The 23,985-nt window shown below is 64.1% G+C and carries 10 protein-coding genes; 2 read left to right on the top strand and 8 right to left on the bottom strand.

Translation table 11 applies throughout. From position 1 onward, the window contains the following. Positions 1-64: 64 nt before the first annotated feature. Together FFS18_RS00230 and FFS18_RS00225 are read left to right on the top strand one after the other, a co-directional pair. Complete coding sequence (locus tag FFS18_RS00230) at positions 65-1,231, top strand: transglutaminase-like cysteine peptidase (RefSeq protein WP_137869268.1); 1,167 nt, start codon at positions 65-67, stop codon at positions 1,229-1,231. A 543-nt stretch (positions 1,232-1,774) separates the two neighbouring features. Continuing rightward, positions 1,775-2,515 (top strand): LuxR C-terminal-related transcriptional regulator, encoded by a 741-nt coding sequence (locus FFS18_RS00225; RefSeq protein WP_137869267.1) that lies wholly within the window; start codon positions 1,775-1,777, stop codon positions 2,513-2,515. Positions 2,516-2,598: 83 nt separating this feature from the next. Here FFS18_RS00225 and FFS18_RS00220 read toward each other — a convergent pair whose 3' ends face one another. From FFS18_RS00220 to FFS18_RS00185, 8 genes are all read right to left on the bottom strand, one after another. Further along, positions 2,599-3,876, bottom strand: a complete 1,278-nt coding sequence (locus tag FFS18_RS00220; RefSeq protein ID WP_137869266.1) for an HlyD family type I secretion periplasmic adaptor subunit — start codon at positions 3,874-3,876, stop codon at positions 2,599-2,601. Beyond that, the gene (locus FFS18_RS00215; RefSeq protein ID WP_137869265.1) at positions 3,873-4,934 is read right to left on the bottom strand and encodes a cell wall hydrolase; all 1,062 of its coding nucleotides are present in this window, start codon (positions 4,932-4,934) and stop codon (positions 3,873-3,875) included. The genes FFS18_RS00220 and FFS18_RS00215 overlap by 4 nt, the downstream gene beginning before the upstream one ends. Further along, entirely contained in the window at positions 4,931-7,117 is a 2,187-nt protein-coding gene (locus FFS18_RS00210) for a type I secretion system permease/ATPase (protein ID WP_137869264.1), read from the bottom strand. Before FFS18_RS00210 ends, FFS18_RS00215 begins: the two co-directional genes overlap by 4 nt. Beyond that, a complete protein-coding gene (locus FFS18_RS00205) occupies positions 7,114-8,511 on the bottom strand; it encodes a TolC family outer membrane protein (RefSeq protein WP_120216692.1) in 1,398 nt (465 codons plus the stop codon). Before FFS18_RS00205 ends, FFS18_RS00210 begins: the two co-directional genes overlap by 4 nt. Before the next feature lie 100 nt (positions 8,512-8,611). Then, positions 8,612-17,998, bottom strand: a complete 9,387-nt coding sequence (locus tag FFS18_RS00200; RefSeq protein WP_137869263.1) for a DUF5801 repeats-in-toxin domain-containing protein — start codon at positions 17,996-17,998, stop codon at positions 8,612-8,614. Positions 17,999-18,472: 474 nt separating this feature from the next. Continuing rightward, positions 18,473-19,459, bottom strand: a complete 987-nt coding sequence (locus FFS18_RS00195; protein WP_137869262.1) for a M23 family metallopeptidase — start codon at positions 19,457-19,459, stop codon at positions 18,473-18,475. Positions 19,460-19,921: 462 nt separating this feature from the next. Continuing rightward, the gene (locus FFS18_RS00190) at positions 19,922-22,111 is read right to left on the bottom strand and encodes a calcium-binding protein (protein WP_171005170.1); all 2,190 of its coding nucleotides are present in this window, start codon (positions 22,109-22,111) and stop codon (positions 19,922-19,924) included. Between the two features lie 281 nt (positions 22,112-22,392). Continuing rightward, entirely contained in the window at positions 22,393-23,964 is a 1,572-nt protein-coding gene (locus tag FFS18_RS00185) for a TolC family protein (protein WP_137869260.1), read from the bottom strand. Between the last annotated feature and the right edge of the window lie 21 nt (positions 23,965-23,985).

The following is a 23,985-nucleotide window of genomic DNA, read 5'->3' as shown; positions in this document are numbered from 1 at the left end:
GGCGGCTCTTTCCTAAACGCGTCGTTAACCATGTTGCTGAAGCATATTCTCACGTCGCTTCGGCATGCCTCGCGCTATGTTCGCGCGGCTCCATCCTTCAACCATCGCCAGCGTTGCAGCGCTCTCGCTTGCCGCAATGGCGCCCGCGACGGCGCATGCGGCGACCGACGCGACCGCGATGAAGATGGCCAATGCCAAGTCATTTGCGATCGGTGATAGCTGCCAAGCCGCTGTCGCCCCGCCATCGACGACGTCGACCTTCGCCGCCGTCGCCCCGTTCCAACCGGAGGCGCCAAGCGCGCTCGACCGGATCCGGATGAGCCAGGAACAACCGGCGCCGACGGTCGACGCCGCTCCAGCGCGCACCAATCCGATGGTCGTCCACGCGATTTCGCGGGGCGCCGACCGCCTGTTCAATGCCGATCGCCCGGCGGCCGTGTCGGTGCGGGTCGATTGCACCGCGCCCGTTGCGGTGCTGGCGACGGCTGCTCCGGACCCCGACAGCGAGCTTGGGACGCTCGCCATTCCCGTCGATACGACGCGCTTTGACGATCGCTGGGCGCGCGTCCGCCGCGCGCCCGCCGTGCGGCTGATGCAGGCGCAGCTCGATCGCGCTGCGGTGACGCCGGGGCTGGGCGAGGCGACGACGCTCGAACGGATCAACCTGTGGGTCAATCGCCAGATCGCCTATGCCGACGACGAGCGCAATTACCGGCAGCGCGACTTTTGGGCGACCGCCGATGAAACGGTCGCGCGGGGCAGCGGCGATTGCGAAGATTATGCGATCCTGAAAATGCACATGCTGCGCGCGGCGGGTATCGACGGTGACCGCATGAAACTTGTGCTGCTGCGCGACCTCGCGATCAACGCCGACCATGCGTTTCTGATGGTGCGGTCGCAGGCGGGCTGGGTCGTCCTCGATAATATGACCGACCGCATCTACGACGGGCGCCAGGCCAATGCGGTGCGCCCGATCATGTCGTTCAGCGGCGACCGCCGCTGGATCCACGGCTATCGCGACGCCGCCGCGCCCGTTGTGATGGCCGCAGTGGCGGCGCCAAAGGTGTCGGCGACGGCTTTCGCCAGCGCTGCCCGCGCCGCGAATGGGCGTCCGTCTTTCAAGACGGCGTTGCTGCATGCTCCCAGCGTCAAGCTCGCTTTGGCGCATGTTTCGATCGGCAATGCGCTGCCCCGATTGTTCGGGCGCCTGGCATCTCGCGGAACCAAATGATCGCCTGACGGCGCAATCGGCGGCAAATCACCGGATTTCAAAAGCTTCTGTGACAGAGCTAAAATGCCGCCAGATTGGCGGCATCGAATCGGCAACGACTCGCGGCGGGCGATACATTCGAATCGGATTCTTTCTCGATTGACGATCGTCGATTAACCAGAATTGTTAGGGGTTGCGGCCAAATTTTGGCCGGGCCGGGCAGCAGGCATCACCCGAAAGGCTAGCAAATCTGCGATTCCGGGATGCACACTTAAAGTGCTGCATTTGATGCGATTAAGCACGCTCGGTCGTCGACGAGGGGCGATCTCCCGCTGGCGCCGCCGGAATCGCCCATACCTCTTTGTGGGTATGTATCAAAATCCTCGTAGATTCTGTCATTTAGTTGTATAACCTTTAGGGTAGTTATTGGATAACCAAACTAAAAGGTTAACATATTCAACGTGGGGAGGGGTCCGCCGCGATGAAGATCAAAGGGAATTTGGGGTTTAGACCGAAGTCCAGACAAGTTGGGTCGCCTTGACTGAGAGTTCAGGGGAGGCGGAAATGTCGCAGTTGATCAAGATTTCGCTTCTAGCGAAATATGAAATCGCGAGGGAAGGGTTACGCAACATCCTTTCCGGCGAAAGCTTTCAAATACAGGCATCGGTGTCCGATGCTTCGGCGTTGTTCGACCCGCAGGGACGGATTGCGGACGACGTCGATTGCCACGTCATCGTCGTCGATGGCGGCGATACCGGATATGGCCTTGATGCCTGTCGTCGGCTCGTCGTGAAAAAAGATCATGCGCGCTTGGCGTTGCTGTTCGACCATTATGACTTTGAAGATGTGGTCGAAGCGTTTCAGATTGGCGTCGATGCCGTGATCATCAAGGAAATTCTGTGCGCACCGCTGGTCGAATCGATCAAGCTGGTGGCTCTGGGCGAAAAGGTCTTTCCGTCGCAGCTGGTGAACAATCTGACCAGCTGGGTGCCCGCCGCGCTTGGCGGCGACTGGAAAAGCAGCGCGGCATCGGTGGGGCTGTCCGACCGCGAGATCGAAATCCTTGAAAGCATCATGGCCGGGATGGCCAACAAGGTGATCGCCCGGCAATTCGGCATCTGCGAAGCCACCGTCAAGGTTCACGTCAAGGCGATCCTGCGCAAGTTGGGGGTGGAGAACCGCACCCAAGCGGCAACCTGGGGGGTCAAGAATGGCCTGGGGGAGCCGGTACAGCTAAATCTCCGCGAGGTAAGGCCCGTTCGCGCTCCGATTAGGCCGCCGCCGTTGGCCGGACGCGCTGCCTGACGCGGCCCGCCACCGCGCCGACATGCAAAGGGGCGCTGCGGCAATGGCCGCAGCGCCCCTATTCTTGACCGCCTCCAGCACGCTCAGCGTTCGGTAAATGCTTCCGACCGCGCGCGCAGGAACGGCTTGAACAAATAGCTCAAGATGCTCTTCTTGCCCGTCAGCACCTCGACGTCGCACACCATCCCCGGCGTGATCGGTAACTGGCGACGGCCATTTTTCAGATAGGCGACATCGGTTTCGACCACGACGGTGAAATAGGCTTCCTTGGTGGCTTCGTCGTACAGGCTGTCGGGCGAAATCTGCACGACGCGCCCCGACAGGCCGCCATAGACCGCGAAATCATAGGCGGTGACCTTTACATTGGCGCGGTCGTTGACCTTGATGAAAGCGATGTCACGCGGTGCGACGCGCGCTTCGACCAGCAATTTGTCGCCGACCGGGACGACCTGCATGATCTTTTGCCCCGCCTGCACGAAGCCGCCCACCGTGGTGACCTGAACGTCGTTGACGATGCCGTTGGCGGGCGAGCGGATCTCGCTGCGCTGCTGGCGGCCCGCGGCTCCGCGCAGCGATTCCGAATTGACCGCCATCTTGGCGACGATCTGATTGCGCTCGTCGAGCGCCTCCTGGCGGAACTCCAACCCGGCGGCGGAAACCTGCGCCTGCGCTTCGCTGATCGCCGCGGCAGCGCGCGACGCGGCCTGTTCGGCGGCGGCGAGCTTGCCGCGCACCTCGGTCACCTCACGCTGGGCATTGAGCAGCTCGGTCTGCGGGACGATCGATTTGGCGGCGAGCGGCGCCAGCAGGTCGACCTGATTCTGCGCCAGCGACAGGCTGGACCGGAGCGATGCGATCGTCGCCTGCGCCTCGCCATAATCGCGGCGTCGCTGCTCGACCGCAGCGTTCAGCGCCATCCGGCGACTGCGCTGGGTCGCGGCGCGCACCGATTGCAAATCGGCTTCCTGGCTGCATTCGGCGGGCCTGACGCCGCTCGCGTTCGGGATGCAGTCGGCCGCCGCCCCGCCATTGCCTTCGCGTCCCAGCCGCGCCGCACGCGCTGCCAGCGAGCGGTTTTCGGCTTCGATCTGGCCGAGCTGCGATGAGGATTCGGTGTCATCAAGGCGGACTAGCAACTGGCCCTTGCGAACCGCTTGCCCCGATCGCACGACAATGTCCAAAATCGTTGCCGGTTCGGCGGACTGGACGATCTGCGCCTTGCTTGACGGGATAACCCGCCCCTGACCGCGAGTGACTTCATCGACCTGCGCAAAGCTGGCCCAGCTGACGAAGACGAACATCCCGACCCCGGACGCCAGGATGATCCGGCGCGTGCCGACATAGGGCCGCGATCTGATCATTTTCCGCTCTCCTTTGTGGCGACGTCAAACTCGCCGCCTTGCTGGCGCGCCATCATGCGCGAGGCGCGGCTAGTTTCTTCGGGTTCGGGGATCGCCAGTTCCCAGCCGAGCGACGGGTCGAGCCGACCACCGGCGTCGTTGTCGGCGCGGCGATCCTGCAGGGCTTCCAGCGTATTGCCCGACGATGCCTGGATCAGGCCTTGCCCGTCGCCGCCATCGCGCTGCCGCACCACCGCGCTGCGCGCGAGGATCGTCGGGATCGCTTCGACGCCGCTGTAGCGACCCGAAAACGCCCCCGGCGTGCCCCATTTGCCGGGCCAGCGATAAAAGATATGCGCACCCAGCTGCGCGATCTTGACCAGCTTCGGCGCCCAATAGGGCGACACATAATTGGCGTGATAGTGCGTCGCATGACCGACCGAAGGTTCGACATAGCCCGCGAGCGCGGCGCGCGCGACATCCTCGGCCTCTTGCCATTTCGCCGGGTTCGGACGCCGATTGAGCGACCCGTCGCAGGTGAAGCTGAACTGGCACACCGGGCGATTGACGCCCTGATAGACGACGCCGCAGATCGATTTCGGAAAAGCAGGGTGCAGCGCACGGTTGATGACGACCTGCGCCACCGCCCGCCGCCCGGCAATCGGTTCGTAAGCCGCCTCGAAATAGACCGCCTGGGTCAGGCAGCGCAGCGCCGTCAGCGCCGCCCTTTGATCGACCGTCACCGGGTGGAACGGCCGCGCCGACGCCACCGGGCCGGTGGAGAAAGGTATTGCCTGATTGCGCGTCATCGCCGTTTCGGGTGCCTGGACCGGCGTTGCCGCAGGATCTTCGGTCAGCTTGATAAGCCGCACCATTTCGGGATCGGTGATCACCGGCGCGTCGGGGCGGCTGTAGCCGGTTTCGGGAACGTCGCCACCCACGAAGTCGGCCACATGCGCCCACATCGTCCGCGACGTCAGCAGGGTGACGACCACTGCCATGATGACCAGCCACATGATGGTGCGACGGTTGTCGTCCTGGGCGACCGTGCCATATCGCCGGGCGGTCGCGGCGGTCATGATGCGGCTCGCTGGGCAAGGATTTCGTCGCGCGGCCCGTCGGCGACGATCCGACTGTTGTCCATGACGATCAGCCGGTCGACCAAGCCGAGCACCGTCATCCGGTGCGTCGCGATGACCAGTGTCTGCGTCGACGGGATCGCCGCGTGCAGCCGGTCGACGAAATGCTTTTCGGTCTGGCTGTCCATCGCGCCGGTCGGCTCATCGAGGAACAACAGATGCGCCGGGGTCATAAGCGCCCGGGCGAGGACCAGAAAGCTGCGTTGCCCGCCCGACAGGCGCGCCCCGCGTTCGCCGATATGAAAATCGAATCCCGCCGTGTCGCGGCCCAGAAATTCGTCGGCACCCGACCGGCGAACCGCGTCGATGATGGCCGCGTCGTCGGCATCGCTGGCACCGACCATCAGATTTTCGCGCACCGTCCCGCTGAACAGCTCGGCATCCTGGCCGACGAAACGCAGCGTCGAGCGCAAGTCGTGCGGATCATATTGGCGGCTTTCCAGCCCGTCGATCCGGTAGCTGCCGCTGGTGGGATCATACAGGCCGCACAGCACGCGGCCGAGCGTCGATTTGCCCGACGCGACACGGCCGATCAGGCCGACCCGTTCGCCGGGCTCGATGACCAGGCTGACATCGGCGAGCGATTCCCGTTCGGTATCGGGATAGCGAAAGCTGACATGGTCGAGCTGTAGCCGCCCATCACGGATCTCGGGAGTGATCGAACGGCTGCCCTTGTCGCGCTCGTCATCCTGATCCATCAGCTGTTGCAGGCTGTTCAGCGTGACAAACGCCTGCCGTCCGCGCGTCATCAGAAAGGCGAGCTGCCCGACCGGGGCGAGCGAACGGCTGGCCAGCATCACGATTGCGATGATCGCCCCCATCGAAATGCTGCCGGCATTGAACAGGTAGAAACCGCCGATGATCAGCGCGACACCGGTCGCCTGCTGGCACAGCGTTGCGAGGTTGACCGCGGTCGCGGTCAGCTTGCGCATTTCTTCCTGCGTATAGGCATTGGATGCCGACAGCCGCCGCCATTTGCCGAGCATCCGGCCCTCGGCACGGCACGCCTTGACGGTTTCGAGGCTGCCGATCGTTTCGACGAGCGTTGTCTGCAACATGCTGGCGTCGACCTGTGCGTCGGCGACCGCAGCGCTCATCCGGCGCTGCAAAACCCAGCCCATCGCGAGCATGACGGCCATCGCGACGATCGGGATCACCGCCAGCCAGCCGCCAAGCACCGCGATCAGCGCGACGAACACCGCAAGGAACAGGATGTCGGTGATCAGCACGACGGTGGTCGAGGCAAAAAAATCGCGAACCTGTTCATAGTCGGTCACCCGCCGCGCGAGCGCGCCGGTGCTGCCGCGCTGGGTCGCCAGCGGCAGGTTCAGCACCTTGTCGAGCAGCCGCTGCGACAGCCGCGCGTCGATGCCGCGCCCGACCTCGTCGATCAGCCCGGTGCGTGCCAGCCGCAGCCCATATTCGACCGCGATCGCGAACAGCGCACCCAGCGCCAACATCCAGAGGCTGGCCGCCGCCTTGTTGGGAATGATGCGGTCGTACACATTCATCGTGAACAACGGCATCGCAAAGGCGAGCAGATTGATCAGCAGCGATGCGAACATCACATAGCCATATTGGCTGCGCTCCTTCCACACCTCGCTCCAGAACCAATGCTGTTTCGTGGCTTCATCCCACGGACGTTCGCGCGCCGTTTCGCTGGCGGGGTCGTGGCGGACGATGACGCCCTGTCCCGAATAGGCGGCGTCGAGCAGGCGGCGATCGATTTGCAGGTCGCTGCGCGCACCCGGCAAGCGCACCCAGCAGCTGTCATCGTCCATCGCGGTCAGGACCAGCGGTCGTTCTTCGTCCAGCAGCAGGATGGCGGGAACGTCCTGCGCATTCCACGCCGCAAGTGGCCGCCGCACCAGGTGGCAGCGGAGGCCAACGGCGTCGAGGGCGTGATCGAGCTGATCGAGCGGCACCAGGCCGTCGTCGTCGAGCGCGAGCCCCTTTTTGACGCGCAGGTCAGAGAAGGGACGTTCGAATAGCGCCGCGATGGCCGCCACGGCATCGAGCAATTCGTCGCCCTGCGCCGGGGTGCTGCGCCATGCTTCAAAACCCGTGGCGGGGGAGGGCTGGCGCGACCGCCGCGCCCCGCGGGCGTCGGCCGGATAGTTCATGTGGGATCCCGCATCGCTTCAGGATTCATTTCCGGGGTCGGCCCGACCTTGAAGCGTTCGCGCGCGGTCGCCGCGGCCGCGGCAGGCGGCTGGACATCCATTGCCGCGAGCAGGTCGTTGAGCGCGGCAAGCAGTTTGAATTCGGAATAGAATTGCGCGAATTTTGCCGTCTCGGTGCGAACCTGGACGTTGTAGCGGGTGTTTTGTGCGTCGAGCACGTCGAGCAGCGAGCGACGCCCGACGTTGAACTGGGCGCGATACGAGCGCAGCAATTCGTCCGAAACCCGGCTCTGCTCTTCCAACTCCTTCACCAGCTTGCCCTGTGCGTCCCAGGTGTTCCACGCGACGCGCACATCCTCTTCGGCTTCGCGGATCATCTGATCCATCCGATAACGCGCTTCCTTTTCGCGCCGGTGCATCTCCTGCACCTTCGACCGTTTGAGGCCGCCGTTGAAAATGTCCCAGCGCAGCACGAGTCCGGCGCGCAGGTCATTGGTCTCGCCGCGGAAGCCGTCGATGTCGTCGCCGATCCGTGCATTGCCTTCCAGCGCCAGCGTCGGCGACATTTCGGCCTTCGCCTTCCGAACGAGCGAATGGGCGGCGTCGAGGTCCGCCTGCGCTTCGCGCACGCGCGGGTTGCGCTCGCGGGCGCGGGCCAGCGCATCCTCGAGCGTCGCCGGAATGCTACCCGCAAGCGAGGGCGGCAATGCGGCGCCGTCGACCAGATCGAGCCCGGTCAGGGTGCGGAACGAGGCCGAGGTGTTGACGAGGTCGAGATTGGCTTCGGTCACCCGCGCCCGGGCGGCTTGCTGGCGCTCCTCGGCCTGCTGCTGGTCGGCGATGCTCAGCGATCCCTTGGCGACGCCTTCGCGCAGGTCGGTGACCAGCTTGCTGTGGAAATCGATATTGTCTTCGGACGCCGCGACGATCCGCTGCTGCAAAAGATAGTCGAGATATTGGCGCGTGACCTGGAGCGCGATGAACTGCGAGCGCTCCTCGACGCGGAACGCGGCGCCGTCGGTCCGTGCGGCCTGGCGCCGCACCTCGTTGCGCCGAACGCCGCCGTCGAACAGCGTTTGTTCGACGCTCAGCGAACCCTCCATCGGATAGAGCTCGTTGTCGGCGATACCGAGTGCGCGGCGGGTGCTGTTCTCGAGACGCCGAATACCGACCGACCCTTCAACCGAGATGCGCGGGGCGAACAGCCGCTGCGCCTGTTCGCGCTCAAACTCGATCGCGGTCTTGTTCTCGACCGCCTGATTGATCTCGGGGTTGGTCTGGACCGCGGTTTCCACCGCGGTTTTCAGTTCGATCCGCTGGGTCCAGCCGGCATCGTGCGTAGCAACGAGCGCGACGGCGGTGAGCAACAAGGCTGCGGTACGAAGTTTCGGCATTTTCAGTCCCCTGCTTTTATCCGGTCGAAGTCGAAGATCCTTCTGCGTGATCTTTCACCTGCGCCGGTGTTTCGTAATGTTCGGCCTTTCCGGCGGTGTTTCAGGCGTGTCCGGCCGACGCCATTTGTTCGAGCTGCACCACGACATGCTGCTGCGCGAGGTCGGCGATGAACGAATGGCCCGATACGCTGTCGCTGATCCCGCCGATCCCGCCGATCGTTCCGCCGTCGCCCAGCATGATGCGGGCCAGCACCGGTTCGGCTGGCGTCGCCGGACCGAGCAGCGCGTCGAGTTCGACTTGCGGTCCTTCCAGCGCGGCGGCGACGATGGTGTCGAGCTGCGCGGCGGCGGGGTCGGCGACGGCCTGCGGCGGCAGCGCCATCTGCATCTGGTCGCTCGCGGCGGTTGCCGTTGCGGGTTCGGGCGGCAGGTCGACCTCGGTCCCGGCAAGCAGCTCCGAATAGCTTGGGTCGGGCGCCGCGCTGTCGGCGGGGTCGCTCTGCGCTTCGCGGCGATCATCCTCATCCATCTGCCGCTGGGTATTTTCAGGCTCGATGCGAGCGGTCGCCGGGCCGGAGAAATATTCGTGGACCAGTCCGTCGGCCTTGGCAGCGGGCAGGGCATCCGATTGCGCGGCGGCTTCGCTCGATACCCCGACCTGCTGGTTCGCAACGGCGTTGTCGCCGTCGGGCGTCGCGGGGGGACGGGCCGCCAGCGGTGTCGCTGCCGCCAGCCCGGCCACCAGCATCGCGGTCGACACGCCCGCGGCGCCATTGGTCGCGGCGATCCGTTGCTGGTCGGCAAAATTGGTGGCGAAAGCCGCGTCGGCAAGCTTGCCCGTGGTGCCGTCGGCGCGGGTGTAGAGCGCTTCACCCTTGACCTGCACCTGTCCGTCGGCGGCGGTATAGGCCTTTCCGTCGGAGGTCAGCGAAATGCTGATGATGCCTTCGCTGATCAACGAGCGGAATTCGCCGGCGTCGGTCACGCCGTTGCTGTTGGCATCCTGCCAGATCCCGAATTTTGCGAAATCGGCGTCGGCAGCGTCGAGCTTGCCATCGCCATTGCTGTCATAGACGGCGGCAAGACCTTGCAGATCGGACAGGCCCGCGCCGCCGAACACCAGTTCGGTGCCGTTGTTGACCTTGCCATCGCCATTTTTGTCGATCGCCAGCAGGCCGTCGTCGGCGCCGACCCAGGCGGTGGTTTCGGCGAAGCCGTCGCCATTATAGTCAAAGCTGACCCCGGCGGCGTTCGACACGAACTCGACCCCGTCGCCGTCCAGATCGACCGCGATCGGCGGTGCGAGCGCGGTGATGGTCACCGACAGGTTCGCGGTCGCGGTGTCACCATCGCGGTCGGTGATGACATAGTTGAACACTTCGGTCGCGGTCACTGTGATCGGGCTCGGCGGCTGGTAATTATACTGGCCCGTCGCGAAGTTCAGCGTGAGCGTTCCGCCCATCGGCGTGGCGATCGCATTCAGCGTCGTTCCGGCAATGCTGCCGCCGCTCGACACCGCGATGCTTGACGCGCCATCCCAGGTATAGGTGGTCGAACCGATGGTGATCGACAGCAGGCGTCCGCCATCGGCGCCAAAGAAATCATTCGCGTCGAGATCGCCCGACACCGCCGACGGGACGATCACCGACAGCAAGGTCGCCACCAGATCTTCGAAATCGTCGACCAGGATCGGCTCGTTGTTCGGCGCTGCGTTCAGGTCGACGTCGCGCAGCCGCTGGATGTTGAGCGGTTGCAACGGATTGTTGTCGATGCCGATCGCGGTGACGTTGACATTGTTGTTGTCGACGAAATTGTTCCAGGCCGTCGCGGTCGCGGCAGTCAGAGAGTTGGTGACCATTGGCGGGATGCCCCCGAACTGCGTTTGCTGGTTCGGGTTGCCGTCGCTCAGGAAAAACACCTGGTTGCTTGCGCCGGGGATGGCGCTGAAGTTGGCCAGCGCGGTCTGGATCGCGCCGGTGTAGTTGGTGTTGAACCCGATGTCGTCCTGCGACGGGCGTTCGCCGCCCGCAGTCGGGTTGAGCGAGTCGAGGTAGGCGTTCGCTTCGGCGGCCGTCGAGAAAGCTTCCGAGGCGAAGGAGCCCGACGAGAAGATCACGAACTTGATCGTGAGCGCCCCCGATGCCGCGCTATCCAGCTGCGCGAGCGCACCCTGGACGGCCTCCAGCATGATGTTCAATTCGCTGTCGTCGATGCTGTCGCTGAAATCGAGGATGAAGAGCGTGTTCACATCCTGCATCGGCTGCGACGACGATCCGGTTTCGCCGGTGGCGGTCGGCGCATCATCCTCGATCACGATCTGGATCGCCGATGCGTTGGTCGTCGTCGTCGTGCCGTCGGACACCGACACCGGGACGAAGAAGTCCTTAAGGTCTTCCAGCGCAACGGTCGGGTGATCGACGGCGCGCGACAGCGTGACGGTGTAGGCGCCGTTCGACGCGAGCGTGACGCGGATGACCTCCGATCCGCCGACCGAACCGATCAGGGTTCCGGTGCTGATCCCGGCCCAGGTGACCGGGACGCCGCCTGCGGTCAGGACCGCGCCGGGGTTGCCGAGCGTCGCGGTCAATGTCTCGCCCGCGTCGGCGTCACCGATCGCCAGCGTGCCGCTGAAGGTCGTGCTGTTGGTCGTGTCGAGCGTTGCATTCGGCGCCGTGTCGGGCAGCCCGTTCGGCAGGCCTTCTTCCGACACGCGGGCGATGGCGGTGCCGATCGTCGGCGCGTCGTTGGTGCCGAACACCGTGATCGTCAGCGTCGATCCGACCGAGAGCGATCCGTCGCTGATCGTATAGGCAAAGCTTTCGGTCAGCGTCTGGCCGCTGTCGAGCGCGTTGACTACCGGTTTGTCCTCGTCGAGCGTATAGGTGTAGCTGCCGTCGCCATTGATGACGAGCGTACCGTACAGCCCGACATAGGTGCCCGCCGAGGTAACGGTGATCGCCTCCAGATCGGGGTCGTTGTCGGCAACGTCGGCAAAGCTGCCAAACGGCGCGCCGGGATGCGCTATGTCCTGCAGCACATTGCCCGACGCGCTGGGGTCCGAACCGCTGACGCCGTCGAGCACCCAATTGGTATCGGCACGCGCGATCGGGAAATCATTGGCGCCGGTGATCGAGATGGTGATCGTCGCGATCGACGTGTCGCCGTCGGCGTCGCGCACCGTGTACTGGAACGTATCGGTCAGCGTCTCGCTGGAATTGAGCGCGATGACCGCCGGGTCATTGGGGTCGAGATCGTAACGATAGCTGCCATCGGCGGCGATCACGATCGAACCATAGTCACCCGCGAGGGCAGCGCCGATTGTTCCCGTCGTCGCCCCGAATGCGACGCCGATCACGATCAGTCCGCCATCGGCCCCACCATTGTCGGGCGATCCGTCCATGCCGTTGACATCGGTGCCGCCGATGCCGGTCAGCACATTGCCGTCGGCAAAAATCTCGCCGTCGCGCGACACATTGTCCTCGTCGTGCACCGCCTGCGGGGCATCGTCGCGGATCGCGAACTGCCCGGTAATGTCGGCCGTCGCGCGCGCCGTGTCGCCGTCGCCGTCGGTCGCGATGGCGGTGAGCGTGATCAGATTGCTTCCCGAGAGGAATTTCGTCTGATCGGGACCGCTGTCGGGCGTGTGCAGGATCGCGCGCGACTGGTCAAAGGTGACCAGGCCGCCCGGGGCCACCGAGATGCGGAACACCTCGTGCGTCGATGTGCGGCCAAAGATCACGCCGCCCTCGATCGACAGGATAACCGGCTCGCCGGTGAGCGAGTCGATGAGGCCGCTCGCTCCGGCGGTGACACCCAATTCATAGGTGACAAAACCCGGACCATCGGCACCGAAATCGGTGGTTGCGTTAAACAGCCCCGACAGATTGACCGTCGCATTGGTCGCAAAGTCGCTTTCGTCGACGGTCAGCGTCGATCCTGTGCCGCCAGCGGTGATCGATGGGCCGTCGTCGGCAAAGCGGATATTCCCGCCCAGATCGACGGCAACGGTGTCCGACACGCTGTCGCCGTCGCGATCGACGATCGTCGCGGTGCCGCGAAGCTCGACCAGATTGGCCGCCAGCTCGACGAGCTGGGCGGCATAGTTACTGGCCGAACCCGGCAACGGATGGTCGATCTCGGCAAATTGGGTCAGCGTGACGACGCCGGTGGCGGCGTTCACCGCGATGGAGAAAATGGGCGTGCCGGCCGCGCTGCCGACGATCTCGCCGGAGACAAGGGCCAGCGTGACCGGCACGCCGTTGCTGGTCAGGGCGGAGGTCGCGGCCGCCGAGCCCAGCGCAAGGGAATAGGTCCAGGTGACCGCGCCCGCATCCGCGGGACCATCGGCGCCGAAATTGACCAGTGAAGTCGAAAAGGCCGCCGAAAAATTGGCGGTCGCGACGTCGAACGCGCTGCCGCGCGTATCGGCATCCTGCGTCGTCAAGGTAATGCTGTTGGTATCGGCGTTGGTCGCGTCGATCGACGGGCCGTCGTCCCTGAACACCAGCGTGCTGCCGATCGCGACCAGTGCCGACGCCTGGTCACCGTCGCCGTCGGTCACCGTCGCGGTCAGCCGGATGATTGTCGGCGACAAGGTTACCGGATCGTCGGGGTTGGTGGCATCGGGGTGACGGATGGCGCGGATCTGGTCGAGCGTTGCCTGTCCGTTGGAGGCGACGGTCAGCCGGAACGCGACCGTCGACGGCGAATCCTGCAGCCGTCCCTCGACGACGTTGCCGATCGCCTGCAGGATGATCTTCGACCCGGTGGCGACGTCGACTAGCCCGGTGGCCGTTGTGACCTCGAAGGTATAGCTGACGCTGCTGCCGTCCTGATCGGCACCGATTACGATGTTGAACAGGCTAGCGAAATTGGCAGTCGCATTCATCGCGAGGTTGGTTTCATCGACCGTCAGCAGCCCTGCGGTCGGCGACAAGGCCGTAATCGACGGCACGTCGTCCGATACCGAAATATTGACCGTACCCGCGACCTGATCGCCGTCGGCGTCGGTCGCCACCACCTCGATCGATCCCAGATCGACCAGATCGTCGATCGTCGTGTCGGGATGCAGATCGTAATTATATTGCAGCGTGACGCTCACCGTCGCGACATTGCCCGACAGGCTGAGGTCGATCACGACCACCGGATTCTCGTCGGCGTCCCAGCCGATGATCTGGTTGTCGGATTCCAGCGTCCAGCTGAGCCCACCGTCGAGTGTCGAAATGTCGCCAAAGCCGATCGATGCGATGGCATCGGACCCCGGTGTGAACACGATGTTGCCGCTCGACGTGACCGGCTGCATCGGCGACGGCGTCGAACCGCTTTCGAGATGCTGGTCGTCGACGGTCAGTAGGATCGGGCCGCTCGCGGTCGGCAGGCTGCCGTCGGCAAGGCGGATTTGCTGCACCGCCGACGACTGGTCGCCGTCACCGTCGGTGATCGTGTAAGTGAAATCGGCGTGGATCGGGAACACGCTGACCTGCGGCTCGGGATCAAAGCTCCAGGCGCCGTTGGCCTGGAAGGTGTAGGTGCCGTTGGCGTTGGTGAAACTGGTAATGCCGGTTGCAGCGACCGCCACGACGGTGCTGCCGATCGTCACCGACGTCACCGTTGCCCCATCGGCGCCCTGCGTATCGTTGGTCAGCAGATTGCCCGTGATCGCCGGCGCGTCTTCGGCGACGGTAATCGACGGGGCCGACCGCGCGACCGGGACATCGTCGATCACGTCGATGACGATGACATTCTGGGTGACGTTCCCGAATGCGTCGGTGACATTATAGGTGAAGGCTTCGACCGCGGCGACAAGGTTGGTGCCATTGTTCGCGGTCACCCCGTCCACCGTGCTGGTCAGTGTGTAGAAATAGGTGCCATCGGGATTGAGCGTGAAGGTACCATGCGTACCCACGCCATTGCCGACCAGGCTGAATTCCAGCGGACCAGTGCCCCCCGCGACATTGTCGTTGAGATCGCCCAACACCGTTTCCGCATCGCTGTCCGGATTGCTGCCGGTGGCAAGCGCGGCTTCGTTGACCTGCAACTGGACCGCCTCGGCGGACAGACCGGCGTCGCTCAGGCGAATGGTCAGTGTCGTCGTCGATCGGTCGCCGTCGCCATCGACCAGCGTATAGACAAACACATCCTCGGCGCCGTCGGGCGGGACGATGTTCGCATTGGCGACATAGACGTAGCTGCCATCGGCGGCGACCGTCAGTTGGCCGTACAGACCAACGATGACCGCGCCGACCCCACTGATCGCTGGCGCCGACAGATTGTCACCCGCCGCGCGCACGCCCAGGATTTCGCCGCCATCGGCACCCGGAATGTCGTTGGCGAGCAGCCCGCTTGCCGCATCGACTTCCAGCGTCTGGCCTTCACCGACGTCGCCCTCGTCAGCTTCCGCTGCCGGATTGTCGTCCTGGATCAGGACGTCGAGCGTTGCCGCCGCGACAGTGCCATCGCTGTCGGTGATCTCGATCGCAAAGCTTTCGGTCAGCGCGGCGTCGGTCGGGCCGCTGTGCAACAGGCTGTTGTCGATGAGTTCATAGCTGTAGCTGATCGTCCCGCCGACGACATCGCCCGCCGCATCGAACACCGGTTCGAAATCGGTGATCGTCAGGATGCCCAGGTCGGTGGTGATCACCAGCCCCGCGACGATCGTCTCGCCCGCCAGCGTGATCGCGGCGACGCCATCGGCGGCGCTGAAGGTAAAGCTGCCGAGCTGGAGCAGCGCGTCGCTGTCGGGCGCCGACCCGTCGGCCAGGTTGGCTTCCGACACCGTGGCTTCGGCGCCATCGGGGTTCAATCCGTTGATCGTCACGATGTCGTCGCGGCCGCGGATGATCACGGTCAGCGTGGCGGTCGCTTCGTCGCCGTCGGCGTCGGTGATCACATATTCGAACGTCTCGGTCAGCTCGTCGTCACCGTCGAGTCCGGCAACGTCCGGGTTCTCGGGGTCGAGCGTGTAGAGATAGCTGCCGTCCGCCGCGATCTGCAGCGTGCCATAGGCGCCAAAGGTAAAGCCATTGATGTCGCCGCTTTCGCCGCCGAATGCGATGGCGGTAACGCTGGCGCCGTCCGCACCCTCGACATCGGCTTCACCGTCGCTGTCGTTGGCATCGACGCCGCCAATGCCCGTCAGGACATTCCCGTCAGCGGTGCTGGTGATGCCCGATTGCAGCGAGTCCAGATCGTCGATCGCGGTCGGGACGTCATCCTCGACCACGATGCTCAGCGTACCGCTGGCGGCGTCGCCGTCGAGGTCGGTGACCACGACGCCGAAATTCTCCATGACATCGTCGCCGCTGGTCACCTCGGTCAATGTGTAGCTATACTCGATCGAGGTCGCCGTTATGCCGGTGATGGTGAGCGTGCCGAACTCGCCCGCGATCGTCTGGCCGACCGCCGTAATCGTCTCGCCATTGATCCGCACCGTGCTGACGCCATCGGTCGCGGCAAAGGTGATCGACCCTGCGGTGGTGTCGCCGCCGCTGCCCGGCGCCGATCCGGTCGGCAGGCCCGCTTCGGACACCTGCTGGCCATCGTCGTTGCCCGTCGGAAGCGACAGGGTGACGCCGCCATCGCCGATGGCGATCCGCAGCGTCGCGGTCGACGTATCACCATCGCCGTCGGTCAGCCGATAGGTAAAGGTGTCGAAAACGCCGCCCGGGGTGCCGGGATTGCGCACATAGCTGTAGCTGCCATCGCTGTTCAGCGTCAGGACACCGTACAGCCCTGCGACGGGGGTTCCTGCGGCGACGGGGTCGCCGCTGCCCGAAACCGACGACACGGTTGCGCCGTCGGCACCGGGGAAGTCGCGTCCGCCGTCATTTTCGGCGTCGGTGATGACATTGCCGGTGGCGGGGCCAAAGGTACCCGCAGGGATGCTGTCGAAATCGGCGACGGCTTCGGGAACATCGTCGATGATGTCGATCTCGAAACTCGCCGATACGGTATCGCCGTCCAGGTCGGTGATGCCGACGGTGATCAATTGCGACATATTGTCGCCGATCGTGTTGTCGGTCAGCCAGAAGAAATATTCGATCGAGTCGGGGTTGATCGCGATGATGTAGAAGGTGCCGTTGGCCAGCTCGATTTCCTGGCCCTCTTCGGTAATCGCAACGCCATTGATGGTGATGGTCGCGGGCCCGTCACCCGCTGCAAACTGGATCACCCCCGACGTGAAATCGGAACCGTCACCCTCCCGCGAGCCGGGGCTTTCCCCGTCGCGTTCGGGCAGGCCGGCCTCGTCGACAAAGGTGCCGTCGTCGCCTGCACCGGGCAGGATCAGGCTGGGCGCGCTGTCGCCGATCCGGATCGTCAGCGTCGCGGTCGTGACATCGCCGTCGCCGTCGGTCAGCCGATAGGTGAAGACATCTTCGACGCCGCCCGGCGTTCCCGCCGACCGGACATAGGCATAGGTGCCGTCGGGGGCGATCACCAGCCGGCCATATTGGCCTTGCACGGGCGTCCCGGTCGGGCTGAAATCGGTGGCGGCGGCGCTGCGCACGCCGGTGACCAGCGCGCCGTCGGCGCCAGGCGAATCGGCACCCGCCGCGCCCGTGGCGGTACCGGCACCGGTGATGACATTGCCGCCCTGCGGTGCGTTGCTGCCCGGCAATGTGTCGTCGATGTCGGCGCGCGCAATCGGCGCATCGTCTTCGATGGTCAGCGTCAGCGTTGCGGTACCGATGTCGCCGTCTTTGTCGGTAACGGTGATCGTCACGATTTCGGTGGCGGTCGGGTTGGTGCTGTTGTCGGTCAGCGTGTAGCTGTAGCCGATCAGTCCCGGGGTGATGCTGGTGATGGTCACTTGGCCCAGCGGGGTCGTAATGACCTGTCCGACCGTGGTGACGACGGTGCCATTCACCGCAACGACGACCGGTTGGTCGAGCGCCGTGATCTGGATCGTGCCGCTGGTCGATTCGCGCGGTGATGCGGGGTCTGTCCCGGCGGGTTCCGCGCCGCGCGCGGCCAAGGCCGCTTCAGAGACCACGGCGGTCGCGGCGGTGACGCCGACCTGCTGGTCGGGCGTGGTGATCAGGATCTTGGGCTTGTCGTCCGGTGCGTTCGGAATGACTTCAAGGTCGAGAATTTTCGGAAAGCCAAACTCTGTTGGCGGCAGCAGGTTGCCGAGCGCAAAGGGGTCGCCAATGTCGCCCGGCGTCTGGGCGAAATTGCCGCCCGAACTTTGCGGACGGCCAGCGGCGGGTTCGGGTTCCTGATCGGCGATCAGCGCCGCGACGGTGGGCGCCGGGATATTGATCGGGCCGACCTTGATCTGCGGGATGCGCAGCGCGCCATCGACGATCACCAGCACTTGCCCGTCGGGCAGGGTGACCAGCAAGTCGTTGCCCGACAGCTTGATCGCGTCGAGCCGTGTTCCGGGCGGCAACTGGATGACGCCGTCGACAGGCAGGATGGGGGTCGCACCGGGCGGAATGGCGCGTGCTATGGTGGCGATTTCGCCGACCTGGTCATTCCGCTTCAATTCCATCGCCTAATGCCCCCTGCACCTCGATGTTCGCTGGTCATGCGGCAGCGACCTGTACGGGGCCGCTGCGGAAACGGGCGAACGGCACTGCATTTCCGCGCCGGATGTCGCGCAGAGCAGCAATGCAAGCTCTTGTGATCGTGCTGGGTTCTCTTTGGCGACCTGTGCCCGTGCCTTGTCACTGACCCCTGAAATACAAACCTCGGGGGGTGATTCTGCAATGGCAATTTTCGGTATGGGCACCTATACCTTTGTATAATAACACTATCTTACGAGTTAATTTTTCGTTAAAATTCCTATTATTCGTAAATTTGTCAATCGTAACTGTCACAAATTGAATATGATGCCTTTCATATGTCATGCATGTTTGATACCATATTCAATTATCACGAACATATAAATCGTCACATAAACCAATAATTTGCGTTTTTCTGGAAAAAACTGAGTCTTGTTTTCGTTGTTAATTTAACCTTATTTTATCGTTTCTGACGTTTCGATCGTCGCGATCGTCGCGCCGCCGCGTTTTAGCAGATATCGTCCGGTATAGCGGCCCCCCGGCCATCCCGTCGGTGGGGCACGTTTGCCACTATAGGCAAACCAACTGAGCCCGCCGCCTTCGACCAGCGATTGCTGGTCATGAACGATTTGCCCGTCGGGTCCGGCGATCGAGAAGTGCTGACGGTCGCCGGCACGCGCGCCGATCGTATCCACCCACAGGATCAGCGGCGCCTGCCGCCCGCCCAGCCCCGGCGGCGGGTCGCGCTCGGCAACGGCCTTGGGCGGGACGGTGGAGGCGAGGCCGCCTGCGATCACCGCCGTGGGCGTGTAGCCAAGCGAACGCGCCGCCGCCGCTGTCCAGAGACCCGCCGGGCGGGCTTCGACGTTGCAGGGGGCGGGGGTCGCGCCGCCAACGAACGGATCGACGGCCTCGCCGCGATGACGAACAGTGAAATGCAGATGCGGAAACTCGCTGTTGCCCGATAGGCCGATCAGCCCAATCCGCTCACCGCTGCCGACGCGCTGCCCGGGACGAGCGCTGATGCTGCCCTGGCGCAGGTGGCTATATTGCGTCTGCCAGCCGTCGCCATGGTCGATCACGACGGCGTTGCCCGCATCCTTGCCATCCAGGACGGCCCGATCCTCGACGCTGCGGTCGGGTTCGCCATCGCGCGTCCGCAGCACCGTTCCCGGCGCTGCGGCGACGACCGCAAAGCCGGTGCGCATGTCGGCCATGGTGCGCAAACGAATATCCACCCCATCATGCCCGTTCGTCGTCAGCAGCCCGCAGCGATAGTCGCGGCGACCCGGTCCCGGGTCATGGTCGACCAGTTTCTGGATCAGGCAGGTTTCGCCGACGACACACTCGACCGGAAAACCAAGGGCAGGGGCGCTGTCCGGCGGCGGAGCCTGCAACGCAGCGATTGCCAGCGCGAAGGAGAGGTGGGACGCATGCATCATGGTCGGGCTCTTGTTGCGGACAGGCGTTCGCGGCGCAAAAGTGACGATCGATGGAATTTCGACGCCGGCCGCCGCCAGGGGGCGTGGCGGCGGACACGGCTAGCCAGCGGGAGCTGGCCGAACGATAAAATCTGCCAATTGTCGTGGGGCGATATTGCCCCCGGGTCGTCGGCAGGATTCTTACTTTTACTACACCCAATCTCTGCAGACCTGCTTGGCTAAAGCAGGCATCGTCCGGATGATTCTTGCCCGTCATCCTTGTGTCAAAATTGGCGGAAAGCGCGGTTTCCTGCCATTCCCTGATGGGGACATTTCAAAAATTGGCCACCGGCGAGCTGCTATTTGGTTGCAGCGCCGGCAAAATATCCTGGCTCCGGAACATAAAAAGGAGGGCAGGCCGCGGCCTGCCCTCCAGTTAGCAGAGGTCCGTCGAGGAGTGGCTCCCCGTACGAAGCCTTGTCCTCAGACGAACGTGATCATGTCGTAGGACGCGTTACCCTGGCTGTACGCGTTGAGCGCGGCAACCGAGTCATAGGCACCGAGTGCAGCGAGCGCCGCGATCGGAGCCGAAGCGCCTTCCCAGAAATCTTCGATCAGCACCGAACCGGCTGCGGTGAAGACATACACGTCGAGCGCGTCGCCTTGACCGTCCCAGTCGCCGGTGATGACGAAAGCATCATTGGCAGGGTCAAATCCGGCATCGACATCGAACACCAAGGTGTCGCGGTTCGCGAGGTTGAAGTCGCGGCCCGATCCCAGGCTGAACGGCGCACCGATGACATCATTGCCAAAGCCCGGCGAAGCGTCGGTCGAGTCGAACAGGAACAGATCCTTGCCCGCGCCGCCCGACATATGGTCGTCGCCTTCGCCACCAGTGATGGTGTCGTTGCCTTGTTCACCTTCCAGATTGTCATCGCCAAGGCCACCGTTGATGGTGTCATTGCCGGTGTCGCCCCGGATGCTGTCGTCGCCGTCATCGCCGTTCATCACGTCGTTGCCGAAGCCGCCCGACATATAGTCGTTGCCGTCGCCACCCGACATGGTGTCGTTGCCGCCGCCCGGGTTGCCCAGGTTTTCGTACAGCGTGTCACCATACATGATGTCGTCACCGGCGCCGCCCGACATGTTGTCGTTGCCGGCGTCACCAGCAAGCTGGTCATCGCCGTCATTGCCATTGACGACATCGTTGCCGGCGCCACCATAGATCAGGTCATCACCGTCGTTGCCCGACAGATTGTCGGCGCCGTTGTTGCCCTGAATGACGTCATCGCCGGCGCCGCCCGCGACGACGTCTGCTCCGTCATTGCCCGACAGATTGTCGTCGCCATCGCCGCCATCAATGTTGTCATTGCCAGCGTCGCCAGCAATCAGGTCATCGCCGTCATTGCCTTGGAGAACGTCGTTGCCTTCGTCACCGTTGATGGTGTCGTTGCCGTTGCCGCCCGAGATGAAGTCGGCATCGGTGTTCGTCGGGTCGAGCGGATCGAAGAAGGGATCCCCGTTGCCGCGGATCACGTCGTCGCCGTCGTCGCCATACAGCTCGTCATCGCCGCTCTGGCCCCAGATCAGATCATTGCCCGCGTCGCCGTGGACCAGATCGTCGCCGTCATTGCCGTTCAGCGTATCGTCGTCGTCGCCGCCAGCGATGTCATCGTCGTCGGCACCGCCCTGAACAAAGTCAAAGCCGGCACCGCCGCGAATGATGTCGTTGCCAGCGTCGCCGCTCAGTTCGTCGTCACCTTGTTCGCCAACGAGGGTGTCGTTACCTTCGCCGCCGTCAAGTGCGTCGCTGCCGGTCCAGCCCAGAATGACGTCGTCGCCGTCGTCACCCCACAGAAGGTCGTCGCCTTCCCAGCCGTCGATGAAGTCGTTTCCGCCCTGGCCAAAGACCTGGTCGTCGCCCGCTCCGGCAAAGATGCTGTCGGCATGGCCATTGCCGCGATTATAATTGCTCTGGTTATAAGCAAAATCGCCGTCAGCCTTGCGGCCCACGCCATTGTCGCCAAAGATGACATCATTGCCGTCGCCGCCGTTGATGTTGTCGATGCCGTTGGAGTTGGTGCCACCTTCGATATAGTCGTCGCCAGTGCCGCCGACGATTACGTCGGTTTCCGTGCCACCGAACAGATTGTCGTTGCCCGAGCCGCCGTCGATGACGTCATCGCCAGCACTACCTTCGATACGGTCATCGCCCGATTGGCCGTTGAGCGTGTCGTTGCCGGCGTCGCCGCGGATGAAGTCGTTTCCTCCGCCGCCCCAGGCCGTGTCGTTGCCGGCACCGCCGAGCAGCGTGTCGTTGCCGTCCGCGCCGCCATTGTCATCGCCGGTATAGACGACGTTGCCGGGGCCGACGACGACGAACGACGCCTGGTCACCGATCAGCGTGTCGTTGCCGGTGCCGCCATCGACGCGATCGTTGCCGCTGCGGCCGATGACATTGTCGTCGCCTGCATCGCCATAAAGATCGTTGTCGAAGTTGTTGCCATAGACGGTGTCCGCCCCGCCGTTACCGCGTGCGTTGTACGGCAGCGCAGCAGTCGAGGTGATCGCGTTCAGATCGATGAAATCGACCGCATTGGTTCCCAGTACTTGCCCGCGCGAGGTGGGCAGCTTTGCGCTATTCGGTGCGCTAGAAGGTCCTACTGTAGGCATTTCGCTATCCTCTTCTTTCATGGGTCGCAAGGGATGCGTGGTCGCCGACTCGGCTTGCTCATCCCCCCAATGACCCCGAAAACTCGAGGCCATGACAATGGGATATGGCGGGGCAGGGGGACCGGACATTCCTGCTTGGGGACATGGCGGATAATTTTATGAAGTGGTTCATTTTGGGGCAGGTCGACGGCGCATAGAAGCATCCAGCTTTCGAAAATGCGCGGATTTCCGACGTTTCGGCGATGGCCGAAACAGAACAGTCCAGAAAGAAAACTTGCTTGCTAGTTAAGTTTGCGGCCGAGCGCAGAGCTGGCGGGACGCCCCGAACTGCCTGCGGGCGCAGCCGCGTCGGCGGGGGTGCGATCGGCCGTCTGGCCCAGCGATGACATTTGCGGGCGAGGCGCCGTTGCGGGATCGACAACCGCCTTGCCAACCTCGGTCATGCGAGGTCGGCCGAGCGCGGACATCGTCGGGCGCTCGCTCGTGTCGGCGCCGCAGCAGCGGCCATCGAGAATCGCCTGGGCGTTGAGCTGACCGGTCGCCGCGAGCAAGCTTGCGCGGGCGACGAATTCGTTGCGATGCGCGCGCTCGAGGGTCACGCGGGCGTTCAAAAGTTCATTCTGCGCGTTGAGCACGTCGGTCAGGGTGCGATTGCCGCCGACCGCTTCCTTCTTGATGCCCTCTGCCGCTTCCTGCGTAGCGGCCACTGCCGTTTCAGCCGCCGCGATCGTGCTCTTTGCCGATTGCCAGCGGGTCCAGGCGCTCGCCACCTCCTCGGCTACCGTTCGCACTGCCATATCGGTTTGCGAGAGGCGTTGATCGCGGACTGCACGGGCGCGGCGCACCTCGGCATGGTCGCGCGGGAGGAAGATCGGCACGCGCAGTTCGAGCCCATAATAGAGCGAAGAACGATCGTCGGGATATTTGCCTGTGAAAGTGTTCGTCGCGCCGCCGGTCAGATAATCATAGCCGGTCACGGCATCGAGCTGGGGCAGCAAGGCGCCGGTCGCAAAATGCACCGCCGACTTGCCCGCCTGGGCATTCAGCCGCGCCGCGCGGAGCCGCGGCGCGGCGTCCTGCGCAATCTTTTGAGCAGCGGCAAGTGACGAAGGAACCGGCGCGAGCGGCGGCAGCGGCGGAACCATCGTTCCCGACTGGCCGCTGACATTGCGAAACCGATGTCCGTTCACGCCCAATTCTTCGGTTGCGGCAAGCACCCCGGCTTGCGAGGTCGCGAGCCGCGCGCGCGCGAGTTCCTCATCGGTGCGGGTGGCTTCGCCAAATTCCAGCCGACGCGACGTCGCGCGTAGCTGCTCCCCGATCGCTTCGGTCTGTGCTTCGGTGAATTGCAGGATCTTGCGATTGAGCTGGACGTCCGCGGCGCTGGTCAGCAGCTCCAGCAGGATGTCTGACGTGATCGCATCCAGCCCCGCGCTCGTCGCTTCCAGTTCGGCCTTGGCGATTTTGACGCCGTTATACGTGCGGTCGCCGTCGTAGAAGCGGAGCCGTGCCTCGATCCCCGCCTGTCCGGCGGTATATCGCGCGTCGTTCGTGCTGCTCCCGTTCTTGATGTCGATCTCGCGCCGTTGGACCGTACCGTTCGCTTCGATGGTTGGCAGATAGCCTGCCTCTGCCGCCTGGAGTCGCGCCGCAGCCACCCGGACCTGATGGCGCTGCGCCGCGATTTCGGGGTTGGAGATGACGATCTGACGCGCGAGCGCGGCCATCGTGCTCGCCGGCGCGGCGGCGGGCGACGCCGATTGCGCCAGCAGCGGAGTCGCGGCAATCGCGAACGCCGCGACGGCGGCCGGCGCGCCAAGGGCGCTCGCCCAAAAAGTCCATGATTTCCGCACGTCACCCCTCCTGAATCATCA

The sequence above is a fragment of the Sphingopyxis sp. 2PD genome (assembly GCF_005503695.1).
GTDB lineage: Bacteria > Pseudomonadota > Alphaproteobacteria > Sphingomonadales > Sphingomonadaceae > Sphingopyxis.
This window is presented reverse-complemented; position numbering and strand designations above follow the sequence as displayed.